Below are 16,729 nucleotides of genomic sequence, written 5' to 3' on the forward strand. Positions count from 1 at the left end.
CTAGCGCCAGCAGCTGGACAAAAGAAAGGAACGACGGCTAAAGGCGCAACATCGTGTCGCAACGCCCTCGCTAGCGCATCGTGTGCGTCGAAGCGGAAGACGCTCGATCAGTGCGAAAGAAAGTTGAACAAGCAGCCAATTTTTCTCCTATATAAAAGTAGAGCTGTCATGGAAAGAATCCAATGACAGCTCTTTTCTATTTTCAGAAAGAACATATCCATTCATCTTATCTTCGTTTTAGCCACTTGAAGAGAGAAGGCCATTTGCTTTTCTTTTTAGCTTGTTGCTTTTGCTGCGGCCTGGAAAGGAAAATGTCTTCCTTATCAATCGCATAATCATAAGCTAAAACGAGCCCGATATGGGTATCAGCGTTTTTGTTTATAACCACTGTATAGGGAAGGCCGTGTTTTTCAGCGGCCGTAATGTATTTTTTTAAATAGCTCATATTCAGTGTTCCATTTAAATACAATTTGGCGTTAGGGTGTTCCTTCATAAGGTTGATTAATTCCGGATAAGCCTCTTTTTCTCTCACTTGGGTCATGAGCAGTGCAGCTACAATTCTTTCTCTTAAAGTACCAAGAAACTTTCGCCGTTCTTCAGGATTTATTTCCTTTTTTCCGTAAATTCCTTCCTGCAAAATATCGTCTACATTCTTTTTGGACATGATTGAACTCCTCAAGTTTTGATAAAGAATAATTTTGATTAATCATAGAATATGCTTTCATCGTTCGTTTGGAAAATCATTTGGATTATTTAGTTCAAGAATCCCTTTTAAAGAAGGAAGGAGTAGGATAATTGCAATAAGCGGGTATAAAACCTACTTGACATATAGGAATAATGAATATATTATAAAAATTAATCATTCAGACACTGATTTGGATTTTTCTAGTTAGTACATAGCCGCGTCAATAATGGGGGAGAAATCGTTTTTTTATTTACTTTCCTTTCCTTTACGCTCTTACTGATTGTGGCGAATACAATCATTTATTCTTCAAGGATGAATGATTGATCATCTATATTCCTTTGTGAGGTGGATATCATTGCAACTTCAAGTAATGAACAGTCCTTTTAGTCAGGAGCAATCAGAGCTCCTTAATCGTCTTTTGTCAACGCTGACAGAACCACAAAAAATGTGGTTGAGCGGATATCTTGCCGGATCAGCTGGTACTATCCTTCCGCAAGTGGCAGGGAGTGAACTTGTCTCTCAACAAACGGGCTCGACCGTGTCTAAAGAAGTGACTGTTCTTTTTGGTTCTCAAACAGGCAACGCGCAGGGGCTTGCCGAGAAGGTGAAAGCAACATTACAAGAACGCGGTTTTCAAGCCACCCTTGCCCCGATGAATGAATTTAAAGCCAATAGCATTAAAAAGGTTCACAATCTTCTGATCTTAGTCAGTACTCATGGAGAAGGAGATCCGCCAGACAATGCTCTTTCTTTTTATGAGTTTCTTCATGGCAGACGGGCACCGCAATTGAAGGATTTGCGCTTCTCTGTTCTTTCTTTAGGAGATAGCTCATATGAATTTTTCTGTAAAACTGGAAAAGACTTTGACAAGCGACTGGAAGAGTTAGGCGCCCAACGTCTTTATCCGCGCTTTGATTGTGACCTTGATTATGACGAACCAGCTGCTGAATGGTTGGAAGGCGTCTTAAATAGCTTAAGTGAAGCAAAGGCTGAGGAAGCTTTTTCTCCGTTAGTGCCCGTTGGAGCAGGAGTGGCAGCAGAACAGTCTGTTTACTCACGAACAAATCCTTTTAAGGCAGAGATTCTTGAAAATATCAATTTAAATGGCCGTGGATCAAACAAAGAGACGAGACACCTTGAATTATCTCTTGAGGGATCAAACCTTGAATTTGAACCAGGAGACAGTCTAGGAATTTATCCGGAAAATGAGCCAGAGCTGGTCGATCTTATCATCCAAAAAATGAACTGGAACCCTGATGAGACAATCACGGTAAACAAGCAGGGGGAAACACGTTCACTGCGTGAGTCACTCATCTCTTATTATGAAGTGACAGTCTTAACAAAACCACTTCTTCAAAAAGCGGCAGAGCTCACTTCCGATGAGCAACTGCAACAACTAATATCGCCGGAAAAAGAGGAAGAATTACGTGCCTACATTGAAGGTCGTGATCTCCTTGATTTAGTTCAAGATTTTAATTTTGCGGAGGTGCCAGCCAGCACATTCGTTTCCATTTTACGTAAAATGCCAGCTCGTCTTTATTCGATTTCCAGCAGCTTGAGAGCGAACCCGGATGAGGTGCATCTTACGATTGGAACAGTAAGATATGATGCTCACGGACGCAGCCGAAAAGGCGTATGCTCCATCCAGTGTGCTGAGCGGCTTCAGCCAGGGGATTATTTGCCGGTTTATATTCAACGCAACCAAAACTTTAAGCTTCCAGCTAATCCCGATACACCTATTATTATGATTGGGCCTGGCACAGGGGCAGCACCGTTCAGAGCATTTCTTCAAGAGCGGGAAGAATTGGCTGCTCAGGGGAAAACGTGGCTGTTCTTCGGTGATCAGCATTTTGTGACAGATTTCCTTTATCAAACAGAGTGGCAGCAATGGCTTAAAAAAGATGTGCTAACAAGAATGGATGTTGCTTTTTCACGGGATACAGAAGAAAAAGTCTATGTTCAGCACCGGATGCTTGAAAATAGCAAAGATCTTTACCAATGGCTTGAAGAAGGAGCCGTTGTGTATATTTGCGGTGATGAAAAGAATATGGCGCATGACGTTCATGAAACACTAATTCGCATTATTGAACAAGAAGGCGGCGTAAGCCGGGAGCAGGCAGAGGCTTATCTTGCTGGTATGCAACAGCAAAAGAGATATCAGCGCGACGTATATTAAGCCTTGAGTGAAAGGAGCTAAGACAATGATCGAAGAGAAAGTACTAAAGGCGCCGGAAGGTCCTCCAAGCGACGTCGAACGGATCAAAGAAGAGAGCGACTACTTGCGTGGCACGCTTGTAGAAACGCTTGCTGATCCGATTACGGCGGGAATTCCAGATGATGATAATCGTCTAATGAAATTTCATGGCAGCTATTTGCAAGATGATCGGGACTTAAGAAATGAACGGGAACGCCAGAAGCTTGAACCTGCCTATCAATTCATGGTGCGGGTACGTGCTCCAGGCGGCGTAGCAACATCAGAACAGTGGCTCGCCATGGATGACATTGCTAACAAGTACGGAAACGGAACGTTAAAGTTAACGACTCGTCAAGCATTCCAAATGCACGGTATTTTAAAATGGAACATGAAAAAAAGCATTCAGGAAATTAATGCTGTTTTAATGGATACATTGGCAGCTTGTGGAGACGTTAACCGAAATGTAATGTGCAATCCTAACCCGTATCAATCAGAGATCCATTCAGAAGTGTATGAGTGGTCTCGCAAATTGAGTGAGTATCTCTCACCGCGTACGAGAGCGTACCATGAAATTTGGCTAGATGAAGAAAAAGTGGCAGGCAGTCCAGAAGAAGAAGTCGAGCCGATGTACGGAGCACTTTACTTGCCACGGAAGTTCAAGATCGGCATCGCTGTCCCACCCTCTAATGATGTGGATGTTTTCTCGCAGGATTTAGGCTATATTGCCGTAATTGAAGACGGAAAGCTAGCTGGTTTCAACGTCGCGATTGGCGGCGGAATGGGCATGACCCATGGCGATAAAAAAACATATCCGCAGCTGGCAAGAGTTATTGGCTTCTGTACGCCGGATAAAATTCTTGATGTAGCAGAAAAAGTGATTACGATTCAACGGGATTACGGGGATCGTTCTGTTAGAAAGTATGCTCGCTTCAAGTATACGGTTGATCGATTGGGACTTGATTCTATTAAACAAGAGTTGCATAAGCGATTAGGCTGGGAGCTAGAAGAAGCACGCTCTTTCCACTTCGACCATAACGGCGATCGCTATGGATGGGTAGAAGGAAGCAATGGCAACTGGCATTTTACTTTATTCATTCAAAATGGCCGTGTGGCCGATTTAGAAGGATACCCGCTGATGACTGGTTTAAGAGAAATTGCCAAAGTTCACACCGGTGATTTTCGACTCACACCTAACCAAAATCTCGTTATCGCTAATGTGACAAATGAGAAGAAAAATCAAATTGTTGAACTCATTCAGCAATACGGACTTACAGACGGCAAGCATTATTCAGCGCTGCGCAGAAATTCAATGGCTTGTGTTGCACTTCCAACATGCGGACTCGCAATGGCAGAAGCAGAACGTTATCTTCCTGATTTGCTTGGGAAAATTGAAGACATTGTAGAAGAGGCCGGTTTGCACGAAGAGGAAATTACGATTCGCATGACGGGCTGTCCGAATGGTTGTGCTCGTCCGGCATTAGCGGAAATTGCTTTTATTGGAAAATCTCCTGGAAAATACAACATGTATTTAGGAGCTGGGTTTTCTGGTCATCGTTTGAGCAAGCTCTATAAAGAAAATGTGGGAGAAGAAGAAATTTTAGCATCCCTTCGTCCGATTCTTTCCCAGTATGCCAAAGAGCGGGAAGAAGGCGAACATTTCGGTGATTATGTCATTCGGGCTGGTATCGTGAAGGAAGTTCATTCTGGAACAGACTTCCACAGTTAATAGGAGAGCGGTTAACAAATAAAGGGGTTTATCTTATTTTCATAAAAAGCAGGGGCTATCTAGGCTCCTGCTTTTTTGCATCGTACCCATTAGATCGAATAATTGGTACAATGGAGTAAAAAGGAGACAATATGCAAGTACATAGTTTATCGTCTGTTATTTTTTCTTTTATCGGAGTGATGTTTGTCGGACTTTCTTTTGTCTTGAGTAACTTTGTGGAGTATCTGTTAGCAGTAGGGTTCATTTTTTTGCTTATCGGAGCTTATGTAAGCTTTAGAGCCATTGTTTACAGAGAAGCAGGCAAGATGAAATTCATTGGTCTTGTTGTGTTTTTTTCGGTTCTTCTAGTTATTGTACTTGTTGTGCCTTTTCATATTGTCCGTCTGTTCACATGGGTGAAAAACTGGTCGATTATAGAAGAGCTGCTTTTAAGAATGCGGCAATCTTAAGAAAGAGAGTGGAACAGAATGAGTAAGGCAAAGAATACGAGTATTCGAGAGTTAAAGAGCCAAAAAGACATTTTTGAGGCTTTTTCGGTTATAAAACAGCTGCGCACCCACTTGAATGAAGAAACATATCTTGCGCTCGTTTCTGAAGCGCAAGAGAAAGATCATTATAAATTATTTGCTTTATATGAGGAAGGAAAAATAGTAGCAGCAGTTGGTTTTAAGCCAATGGTCACGTTGTATTATGGCAGGTTTGTATGGGTATGCGATTTAGTCACAGACGCTTCTAGACGTTCCAATGGATATGGAAAAAGGCTGCTTACATTTGTCCATGAATGGGCAAAGAAGAATAACTATGAAAGTGTTGCTCTATCATCAGGGCTGCAAAGAGAAGAGGCACATCGATTTTATGAAGAAAAGATGGGCTATGATAAAGTCAGCTACGTATTTAAGACCGTACTATAAGCAAATGCCAAAAAACGAGAGGCTGCCTGAATGACAAGACGCAAAGGAGGGACAGAATGAGCGTTGACAATGGGTCAGCAATAAAGGAATCAAAGACAACCTTTGAAAAAGTATCCACTGTTGTTTCGCTGCTTTTGATTATAGCAAATGTCATCTATTTATTTGGGCAATGGCAAACACTGCCTGATCAAGTACCGATTCATTTTAATGCTAAAGGAGAAGCGGATGGATGGGGAAATAAGAGGATGGTATGGTTTCTCCCTGCGATTACGCTGATACTATGGGGAGGCATGACCATTTTAGAGAGAATGCCGCATGTCTACAATATTCCTAACTTAACAGAAGAAAACAAGGATCAGCAATTTATGAATACAAGATTAATGCTGAATATAGTGAAAGTTGAGATCATCACATTTCTCGTCTACACGAGTTGGCAAAGCGTACAATGGTCGCATGGGAAAGAAGCCGGTCTAGGCTATTTTGAGCTCCCTATTTTTCTAATCATCATGCTTGGAACGATCGGTGTCTTTCTTTATCAAAATAACAAAATAAGTAAAAATAAATAAGAAACCTGCCGTGCGTTTTCACTCTTTTTTCATTAAAAGAGAGTACAGTAAAAAGATAAAAGAAAGGAGGAGCCGATATGAACATTCTCTTAGCAGAAGACGACGAGCAGCTCGGTGAGTTAACGGCTTACATGCTGAAGAAAAAAGGCGGATATCGTGTAGAATGGGTGAAGACCGGCGAGGATGCCTATGATTATGCAGCTTCTTCTCATTATGATGTGCTCGTACTAGATTGGATGATGCCAAATGGAAGCGGGATTGGGGTATGTCGCCGCTTACGGAAAGAAGGTTATTCGAGGGCTATTCTCATGCTGACGGCTAAGGACACGGTGGAAGACCGAATTGAAGGACTTGATTCGGGTGCGGATGATTACCTTATTAAGCCCTTTGAAATCGATGAACTGCTAGCACGGCTGCGGGCGTTGTCTCGACGGAATTATGCGCCTATTGTAGAAGAGACGATAACAGTTCAAGGCATCCTCCTCAATCGAACGAGCCAAATGATTGAATATGACGGCAAAAAAATCCAGCTTAGTCCGCGGGAATTTCAATTGCTCGATTTGCTTGCACAAAACCAAGGACAAGTGTTGCCGCGTGAAGTCATTTTAGACCGGATATGGGGATATGATGCAGACGTGTCTACAAAGACCATTGATGCGACGGTAAAGCTGCTGCGAAAAAAGCTCGATATGTTTGGAAAGCAAGACGTCCTCCATAGCATCAGAGGGGTTGGCTATAAAATTGAAAAATAAGTGGTCATTACGAAGAAAGAACATACAGTCAGACATCTTTGAGAATACACAATCCCGGCTCACTTTCTTTTACAGTGGTTTGATGATGCTGTTTCTTGCCCTATTTGTGATGATCGTTTATTTCTTAGTCTATGTGGTTGTGATGGAAGATCAAAAAAGTGAGCTCGGAGAATTAACGCATCGCGAATCAAGAATTATATTGGATTATTTAGCAGAGAACACATTGAAAGAATTGCAGGGACTGGAGAGTCAGCAAATTGTCTTAGCAGGTGTGGATCAGTTTTTTTATTACGTGGTGGATAGAGAGGGCAATCTTGTAATGGGACAGGAAATGCTTCCTCAAATGCGTATGGACCTGTTGCAGCTGTTACAAGGATGGATACCAAGAAAAAATGAGGTCCGAGAAGAAACATTGCAAATTACGGTTCCGAAAAAAGAGGAAATAGGCCATGGCCCCCGCCGAATCGGCGATGATGCAAAAGTGAAGTTAATGATTGACGGCCGCCCGCTTTTTTATAATGACCAGTTTATTGGCATGTTATATATCGGGAAGGATATCACATTTGTTCATCAACTATTTAAATGGCTTCTTATTGTATTAGTGATATTGGCTATTCTGTTTTTTGGAGTAGCTCTATTTATGAGCCGTTACATGTCAAAGAAAGCGATGATCCCTATTTCCCAGGCATTTGCCCGCCAGCGAGAATTCGTTGGCGATGCCTCGCATGAGCTGCGTACACCGCTAAGCATTATGCTGTCTTCTATTAATGCGATCGAAATGACTGATTCAATGGAGGAAGATCCATTTGTCCGCAAATTGCTTCTTAATATGAAGACTGAGGTTAAGCGAATGACGAAATTAGTGAGTGATCTGCTCGTTCTAGCCCGAAGTGACTCGGGCATTATTGAACATCAGCTTAAGCCGTTTGATTTTCGTCCAGCTGCCGAAAAAGTGGTAGAGTCTGTTTATCCACTGGCTCAAGAGAAAAAAATTAGTCTCGATTTTGACACACCTTCAGCCGTACCGGTAAGCGGTGACCCGGAGCGGCTCACCCAGCTTCTTTATATTTTGTTGGATAACGCCATTAAGTACACACCGGACGAAGGAAAGGTTAATCTTTCTTTAACGATGGATAAGAGAGAATTGTCCATAACGGTACAAGACACAGGCATTGGTATCGAACCAGAGGATTGTACCCGGATCTTTGACCGCTTCTATCGTTCAGATAAATCACGATCAAGAGCAATGGGAGGCCACGGTCTCGGTCTTTCGATTGCTAAATGGATTGTTACAATTCACGGCGGCACCATTGGAGTAGACAGCAAACTAAGGAAAGGAAGTACATTTATCGTCCGTCTGCCGATCATACAGGAAGGATAGATGTTAGCAAAATAGAAGTATGTTATATCGAAAAGGACGGTTTTGAGCCCAGCGATCAAAACCGTCTTTGTTTGTCTATCATCTCTAACCTTCTCTTTATTCGGTTCGCTTCTTGAAAAATTTGGTATTTATCCATCATTATCCATTCTGTTCGTGTTATGATTAATAAAATAGAGGGATTTATAACAGTCCCATTTCATCAACTGAATAGGGGGTTCTTTATGTTCAACGGCACATTGTTTGCATCGGACGGAGCATTTATCTTTTTCACTTTTTTACCTATTGTAATTTATCTGGTCCTTACGGGAGTGGGCATTTATTTCGTTATAAAAGTGATTACATTCATGAATGAGAAAATAAAATTAGATCGCGAGAGAAATGAGAGGATTAGTGAGCTAATAAAGACAACTAGTCTGTCTAAGAAAATTGAATAGCTAATCAGTGTAAAAGTTAAAAACCGCATCGTGAAGCCATGATGCGGTTTTTAACATTCTTTCCTAATTTTCTCCTTCTTTGATTTATTACCCTTATTAATCGATTTATTTTTTTATCCATTTTCACCGTCTTTTCACTAACGTTTTATAAAATTTGTATCAGATAAAGAATCTATAGTGAAAAGGAGACTGCCAATATGTATGAACAAGAACTAAAAAAAGAAAAACGCCAGAAAAAGGGAAGACTTCAGCCGCTTTTCACTTCGTTTACTGGTGCGATCGTTGGGGGAGCAACGGTTCTTTACTTATCCCCTTTTCTCGGGGCGAACGGGGAACTGCCAACGATGGATAAAGGGAACGCCGCTGTTATGCAGAACAATAAAGCAGATCAATCAGGATTAAACGTACAGCAAACAGCCGCTGCTCCAAATAGTATGGTTAATGCCATTAGCAAGATTAATGAAGCTGTTGTGGGCGTAGTCAATCTTCAGAAACAACAGACAGGTTTTTTTCAGTTCGATGATCCTGCCCAGGGAGGTGAACAGGAGGCTGGAACGGGTTCAGGAGTCGTATTTAAAAAGTCGGGCAATCACGCCTTTATTGTGACGAATAATCATGTTGTAGAAGGCGCAGATAAAGTAGAAATTGCCCTTAAAAATGGAAAGCGAGCAGCAGCAGAAATCGTCGGAACCGATCCATTGACTGATTTAGCTGTTTTAAAAACAGATAGCAGCATCGTGACGGAGGTAGCAGCTTTTGGCCAGTCATCGAAGCTGCAGCTTGGCGAACAAGTAGCTGCGATTGGCAATCCGCTTGGGCTTGATTTGGCAAGCTCAGTCACCCAGGGGATTGTGAGTGGGAAAGATCGAACGATTCCTGTTTCGACATCGGAAGGCCAATGGGATTTGAATGTGATCCAAACGGATGCCGCTATTAATCCCGGTAACAGCGGAGGAGCCTTAATTAATAGCGCTGGACAAGTCGTCGGCATTAACAGCATGAAGATTTCAGAAAGCGGCATAGAAGGACTAGGATTCGCCATTCCTAGCGAAGATGTCATGCCAATTATGAAGGATTTATTAGAAGACGGGAAAGTGAAAAGACCTTATCTTGGTGTCAGCCTTCAAGATGTAGGTGAGCTGCCAGATACCGTATTACAAAGCCAGCTTGGTCTACCAGCTAACGTAAAGGAGGGGGTAGTCATTGCGGCAGTGGAAACTGCTTCACCTGCTGTATCCGCTGGTCTTCAGGCAAAAGACGTTATCCAATCAGTGAATGGAACAAAAGTTAGCAATACGAGTGAATTCCGAAAGTATCTTTATTCCAAAGCAGAAATAGGAGAAAAAGTGGAAATAGGTTTGTACCGAAACGGTAAGCAAATGAGCGTGACGTTAAAGCTAAGCGAAAAGTAAAAGAGAAAAAATACTGAAACAGCTTCCCTTTTCACCGTCTTTTCACCATTGCCGGATAAAGTAACATCGTGTAAGGCAAACAAATGAAGGAGGAATTTTTAATGAAAACAAACAGAGTGTTAAGTTATGTTATGACAGGAGCTTTATCCTTAAGCGTTTTGGGAGGAGCTGGAGCTTCTGTACTGGCAGCTGCCAAACCAGCAGCTACAACGGCATTAGCAGTCCAACAGGTGAAGAAGGTAAAAGCTTCTGCCGATAGTGCAACACAGAAACAAGTACAGGAGATTATGGACAAGCTGAAATCTGATCTGTCAGCACTTGGAGTCAAGGTTCCAGAAAAAGTCGGCAAGAGAGATATGCTGGCTAATCTAGATGCAGCTACAAAGAAAAAAGCGGAAGCGATTATGGAGAAAGAAAGAGCAGGCACGATGACTCGTGAGGAAGCCCGTACTCAATTAGAAGAATTAGGGGTTAAAGTTCCAGCAAAAGACGGTAGAGAAGATATATTCGCTAACTTAGACGAAGCCACAAAGGAAAAAGCAAAAGCAATCATGGAGAAGGAACATGCAGGAACCATCACTTATGAGAAGGCCCATACACAATTAGAAAAATTAGGAGTTAAGCTTTCGGAAAAAGACGGCAGAGAAGATTTATTTGCCAATCTAGACGAAGCTACAAAGAAAAAAGCCGAAGACCTTGTAGCGAAAGCAAAACAACAGTTGGCTGACCTTGGTGTTGATCATTTCCCTTTCGATGGCCATAAAATAAAGAACTAATCCAATATAGGAAAGAACCGCCTGCAGCTGCAAGCGGTTCTTTCTCATTTATTTAGTTGCTGTGTCTTCACCCATATCAATTTCACACTCTGTTAATGGAACAACCTTTGTTTTTTTGATGAATTTATAACTAAACCACACGACTAAGAATAACGGAATACCGAGGTAAGAAGAAACGACGCTCGTCCAGTCGATATGGCCACCAAGAAAGGCTTGATAGTTTTGTGCCAGTAAGACGACAAGGCAAATGCTAAATGCGAGAATAGGTCCGAATGGATACCACTTTGCCCGGTAAGGAAGCTGATCAAGTGAATACCCTTGTGCCAAGAAAGCTTTTCTAAAGCGATAATGGCTTGCTGCGATACCCAACCAGAAAATAAAGCCTGTAACCCCAGCCGAATTAAGCAGCCAAATATAAACTACGCCATCCCCAAAGATGGAGGCAAGAAAAGCAAGTAAGCCTACTAAAGTAGTTGCTACAAGTGCAGCCACTGGAATACCGCGCTTATTTAATTTGCCAAAGAGACGAGGAGCCTGTCCTTCTTTCGCCATGGCATACAAGATTCGGGTAGAGGCATATAAGCTTGAATTTCCAGCGGATAAGACAGCCGTTAAAATGACGGCATTCATGACAGAGGCCGCAAACGCAAGACCCGCTTTTTCAAATACGAGTGTGAACGGACTCACCATAACGTTATCGCTCTTAAGGCTTTCGTTTGTATAAGGAATAATTAATCCAATGACTAAAATAGCAAGTACGTAAAATAAGAGAATTCTCCAAAAGATAGTCCGTGTCGCTTTTGGAACATTTTCACGAGGATTTTCACTTTCTCCTGCAGCTACTCCCACAATTTCAGTACCCTGAAAAGAGAATCCTGCTGCTAGAAAAACGCCGAGGACCGCTAGCATTCCTCCGTGGAAAGGTGCATCACCGACAGTGAAATTGTGGAAACCAATCGTCTCTCCACCGTTCATAATGCCAAAAATCATTAAAAAGCCAACGATAATAAAAATAATAATAGTCGTTACCTTAATGAAGGAGAACCAATATTCACCTTCTCCATAACCTTTAACTGATAATATATTTAATCCGAAGATCAATAGCAAAAATAAACCGCTCCATAACCACGATGGGCTATTCGGAAACCAGAACTTCATAACGAGTGTGGAGGCAGATAACTCAGCTGCCAGCGTAATCGCCCAGCTATACCAATAGTTCCATCCTAAAGCAAAGCCGAGGGAAGGATCAATAAACTTCGTTGCATATGTGCTGAATGCTCCACTAGTTGGCATAAGAGCTGCCAGCTCCGCAAGGCTTGTCATAATAAAATAAACCATAACACCAATAATAAGGTAGGCAAGCAAAGCGCCTCCCGGACCTGCTGAATAAATAGCAAATCCGCTTCCTAAGAAAAGACCAGTGCCAATTGAGCCGCCTAGCGAGATCATCGTTAAATGTCTTGCTTTCAACCCTTTCTTTAGTTCGCCATTTTGGCTAACTGCACCATTTTGCAAAGATTGATTACTCATAGTTTGACCTCCAAGATGATAAAATACAAATGCTGCATGGTAACTATGCTTTACTTACATACCCTTTCCAAAAGAGAGAGTAAACAAGCGATTGCTGAAAGCGTATACACATCATAAAACGAAAGCGATAAAAAGAAAAGAATTTTTTTGTATTTTTTGTCGGAAAATGTTGTATTTTGTAAATGATCCTTACCAAACAGGGCGTTGGAACAAATAAAAAAAGCCCTCTTTTTTTAGAAAAGGGCTTTTGGAAAAACTATTAAGATAAAGGGGCTCCGCTTTCTTTATTCGTTACTTCTAAAACATCAAGTAAGAAGACGAATACCGGAATTCCAATAATCAATCCCCATACACCAAAAAAATGCTCTGAGAAGAGAAGTACAACGAACGTATAAAAAACAGGTAAATCTGTTTTAGAGGACATCAGTTTTGGATTTAAAATATACGCCTCAATCGCATGAATAATGGCAATAGCGATAATAACGTAGATTACTTTCATAAAGCCGCCAATAGTATACCCGATTAAACAAAGAGGAACGAGTGAAATAATCACTCCAGCAACGGGAATAAGACCAAGGAAGAAGATCATGATGGCTAATCCGAATATTTGCTGAAATCCTAGAATTGTTAACGCGATAACGGATAAGATACAGTTGACAAAAGCGATGATAAATTGCGCTTCGATCACTTTTCCGAAAGTGCGTGTGAATTTCTTCCCGAAAAATTCAATTTCATAATAGAAAGGGGCAATCTTACTTTCTTTAAACTTTCTTGTAAATTCTTGAAGTCGTGATTTTTCCAATAAGAAAAATAAGCTTAAAATTAAAGATATTAATATATCAATGCTTATTTTACTAATATCACTAAAGGATTTAAGCAGGAAAGATACGCCGTTTTCTAGGTAGGCAGTGATTTGGTCGCTGGAAATGATCTTCTCGACGTAGTTCATAAAAATATTATCGTGGGGCTGAGCATAGAAAGCTGTAATACGCTTAATAAGCTGACCAATTTCTATAGTAATAATAGGTAAGTACTTCACGAGCCCAAATGTTAACAGGCCAACGATGAGTGAATACATCAACACAACGAGGAGCCTGCGGTTTAACGGGATCCGCCTGGCTGCGAATTCTACAAGACGATTCATTAAGAAGGCGAATATAAATGTAAGAAGTATTAAATTGATCATACTTCTCATGAGGAATAAAATTAAAATAATTAAACTGGCGATAAAGATACGCTTAACTCCTTTTTTTTGAAAAAAACCTTTTATCTCATCCATTTCCATTATGACTCCTTAGCAAGTTTCTCACCTTTTGTTATAAAACCTTTCTTTGTTCTATCTCATTTTATTATCAACTCGCTGAGCAAAGTTTACAAGTAGCTAGAGAGTTTTTTCCCATAATAATTATGAGAAAATTTATAATTTGGGATACATTTTCCTTTGTTGGATATTGATGCCTTAATTTTTGTTCCTCTATAAAAAGTCACCTAATCTTTTTAAAGATTTAATAGTAATAAGCAGATTTCCTGCAAATGGAAAAAGAATAATAAATGAGAAATAAATAGTTATAATTTACTAGAGAATAAATATCTAGGCTAGGATATAATATGGGCTAACAAATTTTAGAAAGGAAGTTGTATTTGTCTAAGTTCTTAACAAAATGTGCCGCTTTTTTGCTAGTCATTAGTCTTATTTTACCGGGTACTAGCCAGGCTGCCGCAGTTCAATCATTTAAGGATGTATCTAGCTTCAAGAAAGAAATTGAATTTTTAACGAGTAAAGGAATTATTTTAGGTTATCCGGATGGAACATTTCGGCCCTCTCTTCCTATTCAGCGGGTACAGGCAGTACAGATGATTATACGTGAAATGAAGCCGGAGCTCGGCAATGCACCTAATCCGAATTTTAAAGATATCAAGCCAGGGGACCGTGGCTATGAAGAAGTAGCAAAGGCAGTAGAAATGGGGATTATTACGGGAAAGGGAAATAATGCCTTTGACCCGCGTGGAAACTTAACACGTGCTGAAATGGCGATTATTCTCGTAAGAGCTTATGAATTAGGCGGTATTTATCCAAAAGGATTTACAGATGTACCGATGTCTTCAAAAGCTTACTGGTCTATCTCTGCATTAGCAGCTAACAATATTACAGTAGGGTATAAGGATGGTACCTTCCAGCCTGGAAAAACAATTGACCGTGCTCAGTTCTCCGCTTTTATGGCTCGGGTCATTGAGCCATCCTTTCAACCAGATAACCCGGAAATTGCGGATACGTATTTAGAAGCTTTATTTGATTTTGATATCGTTGATTATGCAATGAATCCAACAGAGCCTATTATCTATCTGTTAGATGGCAGTATGAATGAGGTCGTTGCTCTTAACTATGATACGTATGAAATAGAGTCTGTAGAAATGAGCCTCCCGGCGGAAAGAATTGCTTATGCGAATAACAAATTATATGTGACACAATTAAAGGGGAAGCATAGTTCCTATTGGTTTGATAAAGACCAGCAAGGAGCGTTTGCCGTCATTGATGCTGCAACGATGAAACAAGAAAAAGTCATTAATATTGACATCGATCCATTCGATATTGAAGCGGATAATAATGGGATCGTCTATATTTCATCAGGTTCGGGACAGCATACGAAGTTAGTCAGCTATAATGGCAGTACGGGCGAAGTTCTTAGCTCACAAATGATCTATGAGCAAACGCTTTTACAAATGCATCCGTCCCAGAAAAGACTTTATACTATCACGACCGCCCTTTCGCCAAGAAACATGAGTTCATTTACGATTACAGATGGAGTATTAAGCCCGGAACAGCGTTCTCCTTATCATGGAGATTATGCTTTGAACAAGGACTTAACCATTTCACCAGATGGAAAGTATCTCTTTAACAGCACAGGCCATATTTTCCGCTCTTCTGCTACGCCAAGTTCTGACATGGTCTTTTTCGGAAAATTAGATCGTCCATACACTTCTGTTGCTTTTGATACTCAGTACGGAGAGTTATACACAGCTGATAAGAAAAATTACATTCAAGCGTATGACTATACGACAATGAAGCCTTTTGATCAGCTTAGAACATATGGAAATATCAATAAAATGTTCTACAATCAGCAAGAACATACACTGCTGATCTTCTCAACTGTGAAACTAGGAGATTCTACTGTTCCATTTACAGGCGTAGAAAAAATTTATTTTGATGTAGAGGAAGAACAATAAACTGCTTTTTGCCATCTCCTTGCTGGAAGACAGCGAGGGATGGCTTTTTTTGTTATAATAAATAGCCAGTATATTAAAGGTCATGCAGTGATTTTCTCCAAAATTATATGGCCTATCTTGCCCTTGGAAAATAGGCTAAATATGATGGTTATCTTCTATAAAAAATCAATTGAATAAGAAATAAAGATTTTATGTTAAAATACAAGTATAAGTGAAAAAATTATCGGTTTTTGAGAATATTTAGCGTATAATAGGGAAAATAGTAGGAGGCAGCAAAAGATGAGCGAAACGAATGATTTACAAAAAGATGCGATTAACGTGCTGAGGGAGACGAGCAGGACGTTTTTCATTCCGATTAGCCAGCTCGCACCGGGTGTGCAGGAAGCTGTCGCATCAGCTTACTTATGTATGAGAGCGATCGATGAGATTGAAGATCATCCAGAACTAGAATCAACGTCGAAAAATAGCTTGCTAACCTCTATCAGCGAAATCTTAAAAGGATCATTTAACAAAGAGAAATTTGATTCCATTATTGAGCCTTATCGCACATACTTGCCAGAAGTGACCGTACGGCTTGGTGATTGGATTAAATTTTGCCCTGCAACAGTTGTTGATACTGTGCTAAATGCCACCTCTATAATGGCAAAGGGCATGGCAGACTGGGCGCTGAAGGGATGGAGAGTAAAAGATGAGGAAGATCTGGACGACTATACCTACTACGTAGCCGGTCTCGTTGGAGTGATGCTTTCTGATATTTGGAAGTGGTACGACGGTACAGAAACGGATAAACAATTGGCGATTGCTTATGGACGCGGTTTACAGTCTGTCAATATTCTTCGCAACCATATTGAAGACCGAGAACGCGGTGTCAGCTTCTTTCCTGAAGGCTGGGAATTAGATGATATGTTTAAATATGCTAAGCGCAATTTAGCTTTAGCCGATGTGTATATAGAAGATATTAAATCAGGCTCCATCCTCAATTTTTGTAAAATTCCCCTTGCGCTTGCTCATGGTACGCTTAATGCCTTAGAAAAAGGAAAAGAAAAAATGAGCAGAGCAGAAGTAACGGAAATGGTCAGTCAAGTAATAGAGAAGTAGGAAAAACAGAAAGCGGCTTTGCTGCTTTCTGTCTTTTTT

The 16,729-nt window shown here is 40.8% G+C and carries 15 protein-coding genes; 12 read left to right on the forward strand and 3 right to left on the reverse strand.

Annotation, left to right across the window (positions count from 1 at the left end):
- Positions 1–226 precede the first annotated feature (226 nt).
- Positions 227–664 carry a YueI family protein gene (locus tag A8F95_RS00825; protein ID WP_065408820.1) on the reverse strand — a complete coding sequence of 146 codons (438 nt, stop codon included), beginning with the start codon at positions 662–664 and terminating at the stop codon, positions 227–229.
- A gap of 376 nt (positions 665–1,040) precedes the next feature.
- On the opposite strand from A8F95_RS00825, the gene A8F95_RS00830 reads away from it, so the two are divergent.
- The 10 genes from A8F95_RS00830 to A8F95_RS00875 all read left to right on the forward strand — a co-directional run bounded on the left by A8F95_RS00830 (position 1,041) and on the right by A8F95_RS00875 (position 10,837).
- Positions 1,041–2,861, forward strand: coding sequence for an assimilatory sulfite reductase (NADPH) flavoprotein subunit (locus A8F95_RS00830; protein ID WP_065408821.1), 1,821 nt, complete (start codon positions 1,041–1,043; stop codon positions 2,859–2,861).
- A 28-nt stretch (positions 2,862–2,889) separates the two neighbouring features.
- Complete coding sequence (gene cysI, locus A8F95_RS00835; RefSeq protein ID WP_095407428.1) at positions 2,890–4,605, forward strand: assimilatory sulfite reductase (NADPH) hemoprotein subunit; 1,716 nt, start codon at positions 2,890–2,892, stop codon at positions 4,603–4,605.
- Positions 4,606–4,736: 131 nt separating this feature from the next.
- Positions 4,737–5,054 carry a hypothetical protein gene (locus A8F95_RS00840; RefSeq protein WP_065408823.1) on the forward strand — a complete coding sequence of 106 codons (318 nt, stop codon included), beginning with the start codon at positions 4,737–4,739 and terminating at the stop codon, positions 5,052–5,054.
- A gap of 18 nt (positions 5,055–5,072) precedes the next feature.
- Positions 5,073–5,516 (forward strand): GNAT family N-acetyltransferase, encoded by a 444-nt coding sequence (locus tag A8F95_RS00845; protein WP_065408824.1) that lies wholly within the window; start codon positions 5,073–5,075, stop codon positions 5,514–5,516.
- Positions 5,517–5,572: 56 nt separating this feature from the next.
- Positions 5,573–6,082 (forward strand): DUF1648 domain-containing protein, encoded by a 510-nt coding sequence (locus tag A8F95_RS00850; protein ID WP_065408825.1) that lies wholly within the window; start codon positions 5,573–5,575, stop codon positions 6,080–6,082.
- Positions 6,083–6,159: 77 nt separating this feature from the next.
- Complete coding sequence (locus A8F95_RS00855) at positions 6,160–6,834, forward strand: response regulator transcription factor (RefSeq protein ID WP_065408826.1); 675 nt, start codon at positions 6,160–6,162, stop codon at positions 6,832–6,834.
- A complete protein-coding gene (locus tag A8F95_RS00860) occupies positions 6,824–8,215 on the forward strand; it encodes a sensor histidine kinase (protein ID WP_065408827.1) in 1,392 nt (463 codons plus the stop codon). Before A8F95_RS00855 ends, A8F95_RS00860 begins: the two co-directional genes overlap by 11 nt.
- Before the next feature lie 221 nt (positions 8,216–8,436).
- Positions 8,437–8,649 carry a hypothetical protein gene (locus tag A8F95_RS00865; RefSeq protein ID WP_065408828.1) on the forward strand — a complete coding sequence of 71 codons (213 nt, stop codon included), beginning with the start codon at positions 8,437–8,439 and terminating at the stop codon, positions 8,647–8,649.
- 197 nt (positions 8,650–8,846) lie between these two features.
- The gene (locus A8F95_RS00870; protein WP_065408829.1) at positions 8,847–10,061 is read left to right on the forward strand and encodes a S1C family serine protease; all 1,215 of its coding nucleotides are present in this window, start codon (positions 8,847–8,849) and stop codon (positions 10,059–10,061) included.
- Positions 10,062–10,162: 101 nt separating this feature from the next.
- A complete protein-coding gene (locus tag A8F95_RS00875; protein ID WP_065408830.1) occupies positions 10,163–10,837 on the forward strand; it encodes a hypothetical protein in 675 nt (224 codons plus the stop codon).
- 48 nt (positions 10,838–10,885) lie between these two features.
- On the opposite strand, the gene A8F95_RS00880 is transcribed toward A8F95_RS00875, so the two are convergent.
- Both A8F95_RS00880 and A8F95_RS00885 read right to left on the reverse strand, forming a co-directional pair.
- Positions 10,886–12,367 carry an amino acid permease gene (locus A8F95_RS00880; protein ID WP_065408831.1) on the reverse strand — a complete coding sequence of 494 codons (1,482 nt, stop codon included), beginning with the start codon at positions 12,365–12,367 and terminating at the stop codon, positions 10,886–10,888.
- A 259-nt stretch (positions 12,368–12,626) separates the two neighbouring features.
- Positions 12,627–13,646, reverse strand: a complete 1,020-nt coding sequence (locus A8F95_RS00885; protein WP_049666668.1) for an AI-2E family transporter — start codon at positions 13,644–13,646, stop codon at positions 12,627–12,629.
- 362 nt (positions 13,647–14,008) lie between these two features.
- Between A8F95_RS00885 and A8F95_RS00890 the strand changes: the two genes are divergently transcribed.
- Complete coding sequence (locus A8F95_RS00890) at positions 14,009–15,592, forward strand: S-layer homology domain-containing protein (protein ID WP_065408832.1); 1,584 nt, start codon at positions 14,009–14,011, stop codon at positions 15,590–15,592.
- A gap of 279 nt (positions 15,593–15,871) precedes the next feature.
- Positions 15,872–16,690, forward strand: a complete 819-nt coding sequence (locus A8F95_RS00895; RefSeq protein WP_065408833.1) for a squalene/phytoene synthase family protein — start codon at positions 15,872–15,874, stop codon at positions 16,688–16,690.
- Positions 16,691–16,729: the final 39 nt, after the last annotated feature.

This window comes from Pseudobacillus wudalianchiensis, assembly GCF_001685015.1.
GTDB lineage: Bacteria > Bacillota > Bacilli > Bacillales > Domibacillaceae > Pseudobacillus > Pseudobacillus wudalianchiensis.

What these genes read in the sequence shown, in the direction of transcription:
- A8F95_RS00875 (WP_065408830.1), top strand. Translation starts at nt 10,163, where the DNA reads ATGAAAACAAACAGAGTGTTAAGTTATGTTATGACAGGAGCTTTATCC.
- A8F95_RS00845 (WP_065408824.1), top strand. Translation starts at nt 5,073, where the DNA reads ATGAGTAAGGCAAAGAATACGAGTATTCGAGAGTTAAAGAGCCAAAAA.
- A8F95_RS00870 (WP_065408829.1), top strand. Translation starts at nt 8,847, where the DNA reads ATGTATGAACAAGAACTAAAAAAAGAAAAACGCCAGAAAAAGGGAAGA.
- A8F95_RS00855 (WP_065408826.1), top strand. Translation starts at nt 6,160, where the DNA reads ATGAACATTCTCTTAGCAGAAGACGACGAGCAGCTCGGTGAGTTAACG.
- A8F95_RS00865 (WP_065408828.1), top strand. Translation starts at nt 8,437, where the DNA reads ATGTTCAACGGCACATTGTTTGCATCGGACGGAGCATTTATCTTTTTC.
- A8F95_RS00885 (WP_049666668.1), bottom strand. Translation starts at nt 13,646, where the DNA reads ATGGATGAGATAAAAGGTTTTTTTCAAAAAAAAGGAGTTAAGCGTATC.
- A8F95_RS00850 (WP_065408825.1), top strand. Translation starts at nt 5,573, where the DNA reads ATGAGCGTTGACAATGGGTCAGCAATAAAGGAATCAAAGACAACCTTT.
- A8F95_RS00825 (WP_065408820.1), bottom strand. Translation starts at nt 664, where the DNA reads ATGTCCAAAAAGAATGTAGACGATATTTTGCAGGAAGGAATTTACGGA.
- A8F95_RS00880 (WP_065408831.1), bottom strand. Translation starts at nt 12,367, where the DNA reads ATGAGTAATCAATCTTTGCAAAATGGTGCAGTTAGCCAAAATGGCGAA.
- A8F95_RS00895 (WP_065408833.1), top strand. Translation starts at nt 15,872, where the DNA reads ATGAGCGAAACGAATGATTTACAAAAAGATGCGATTAACGTGCTGAGG.
- A8F95_RS00840 (WP_065408823.1), top strand. Translation starts at nt 4,737, where the DNA reads ATGCAAGTACATAGTTTATCGTCTGTTATTTTTTCTTTTATCGGAGTG.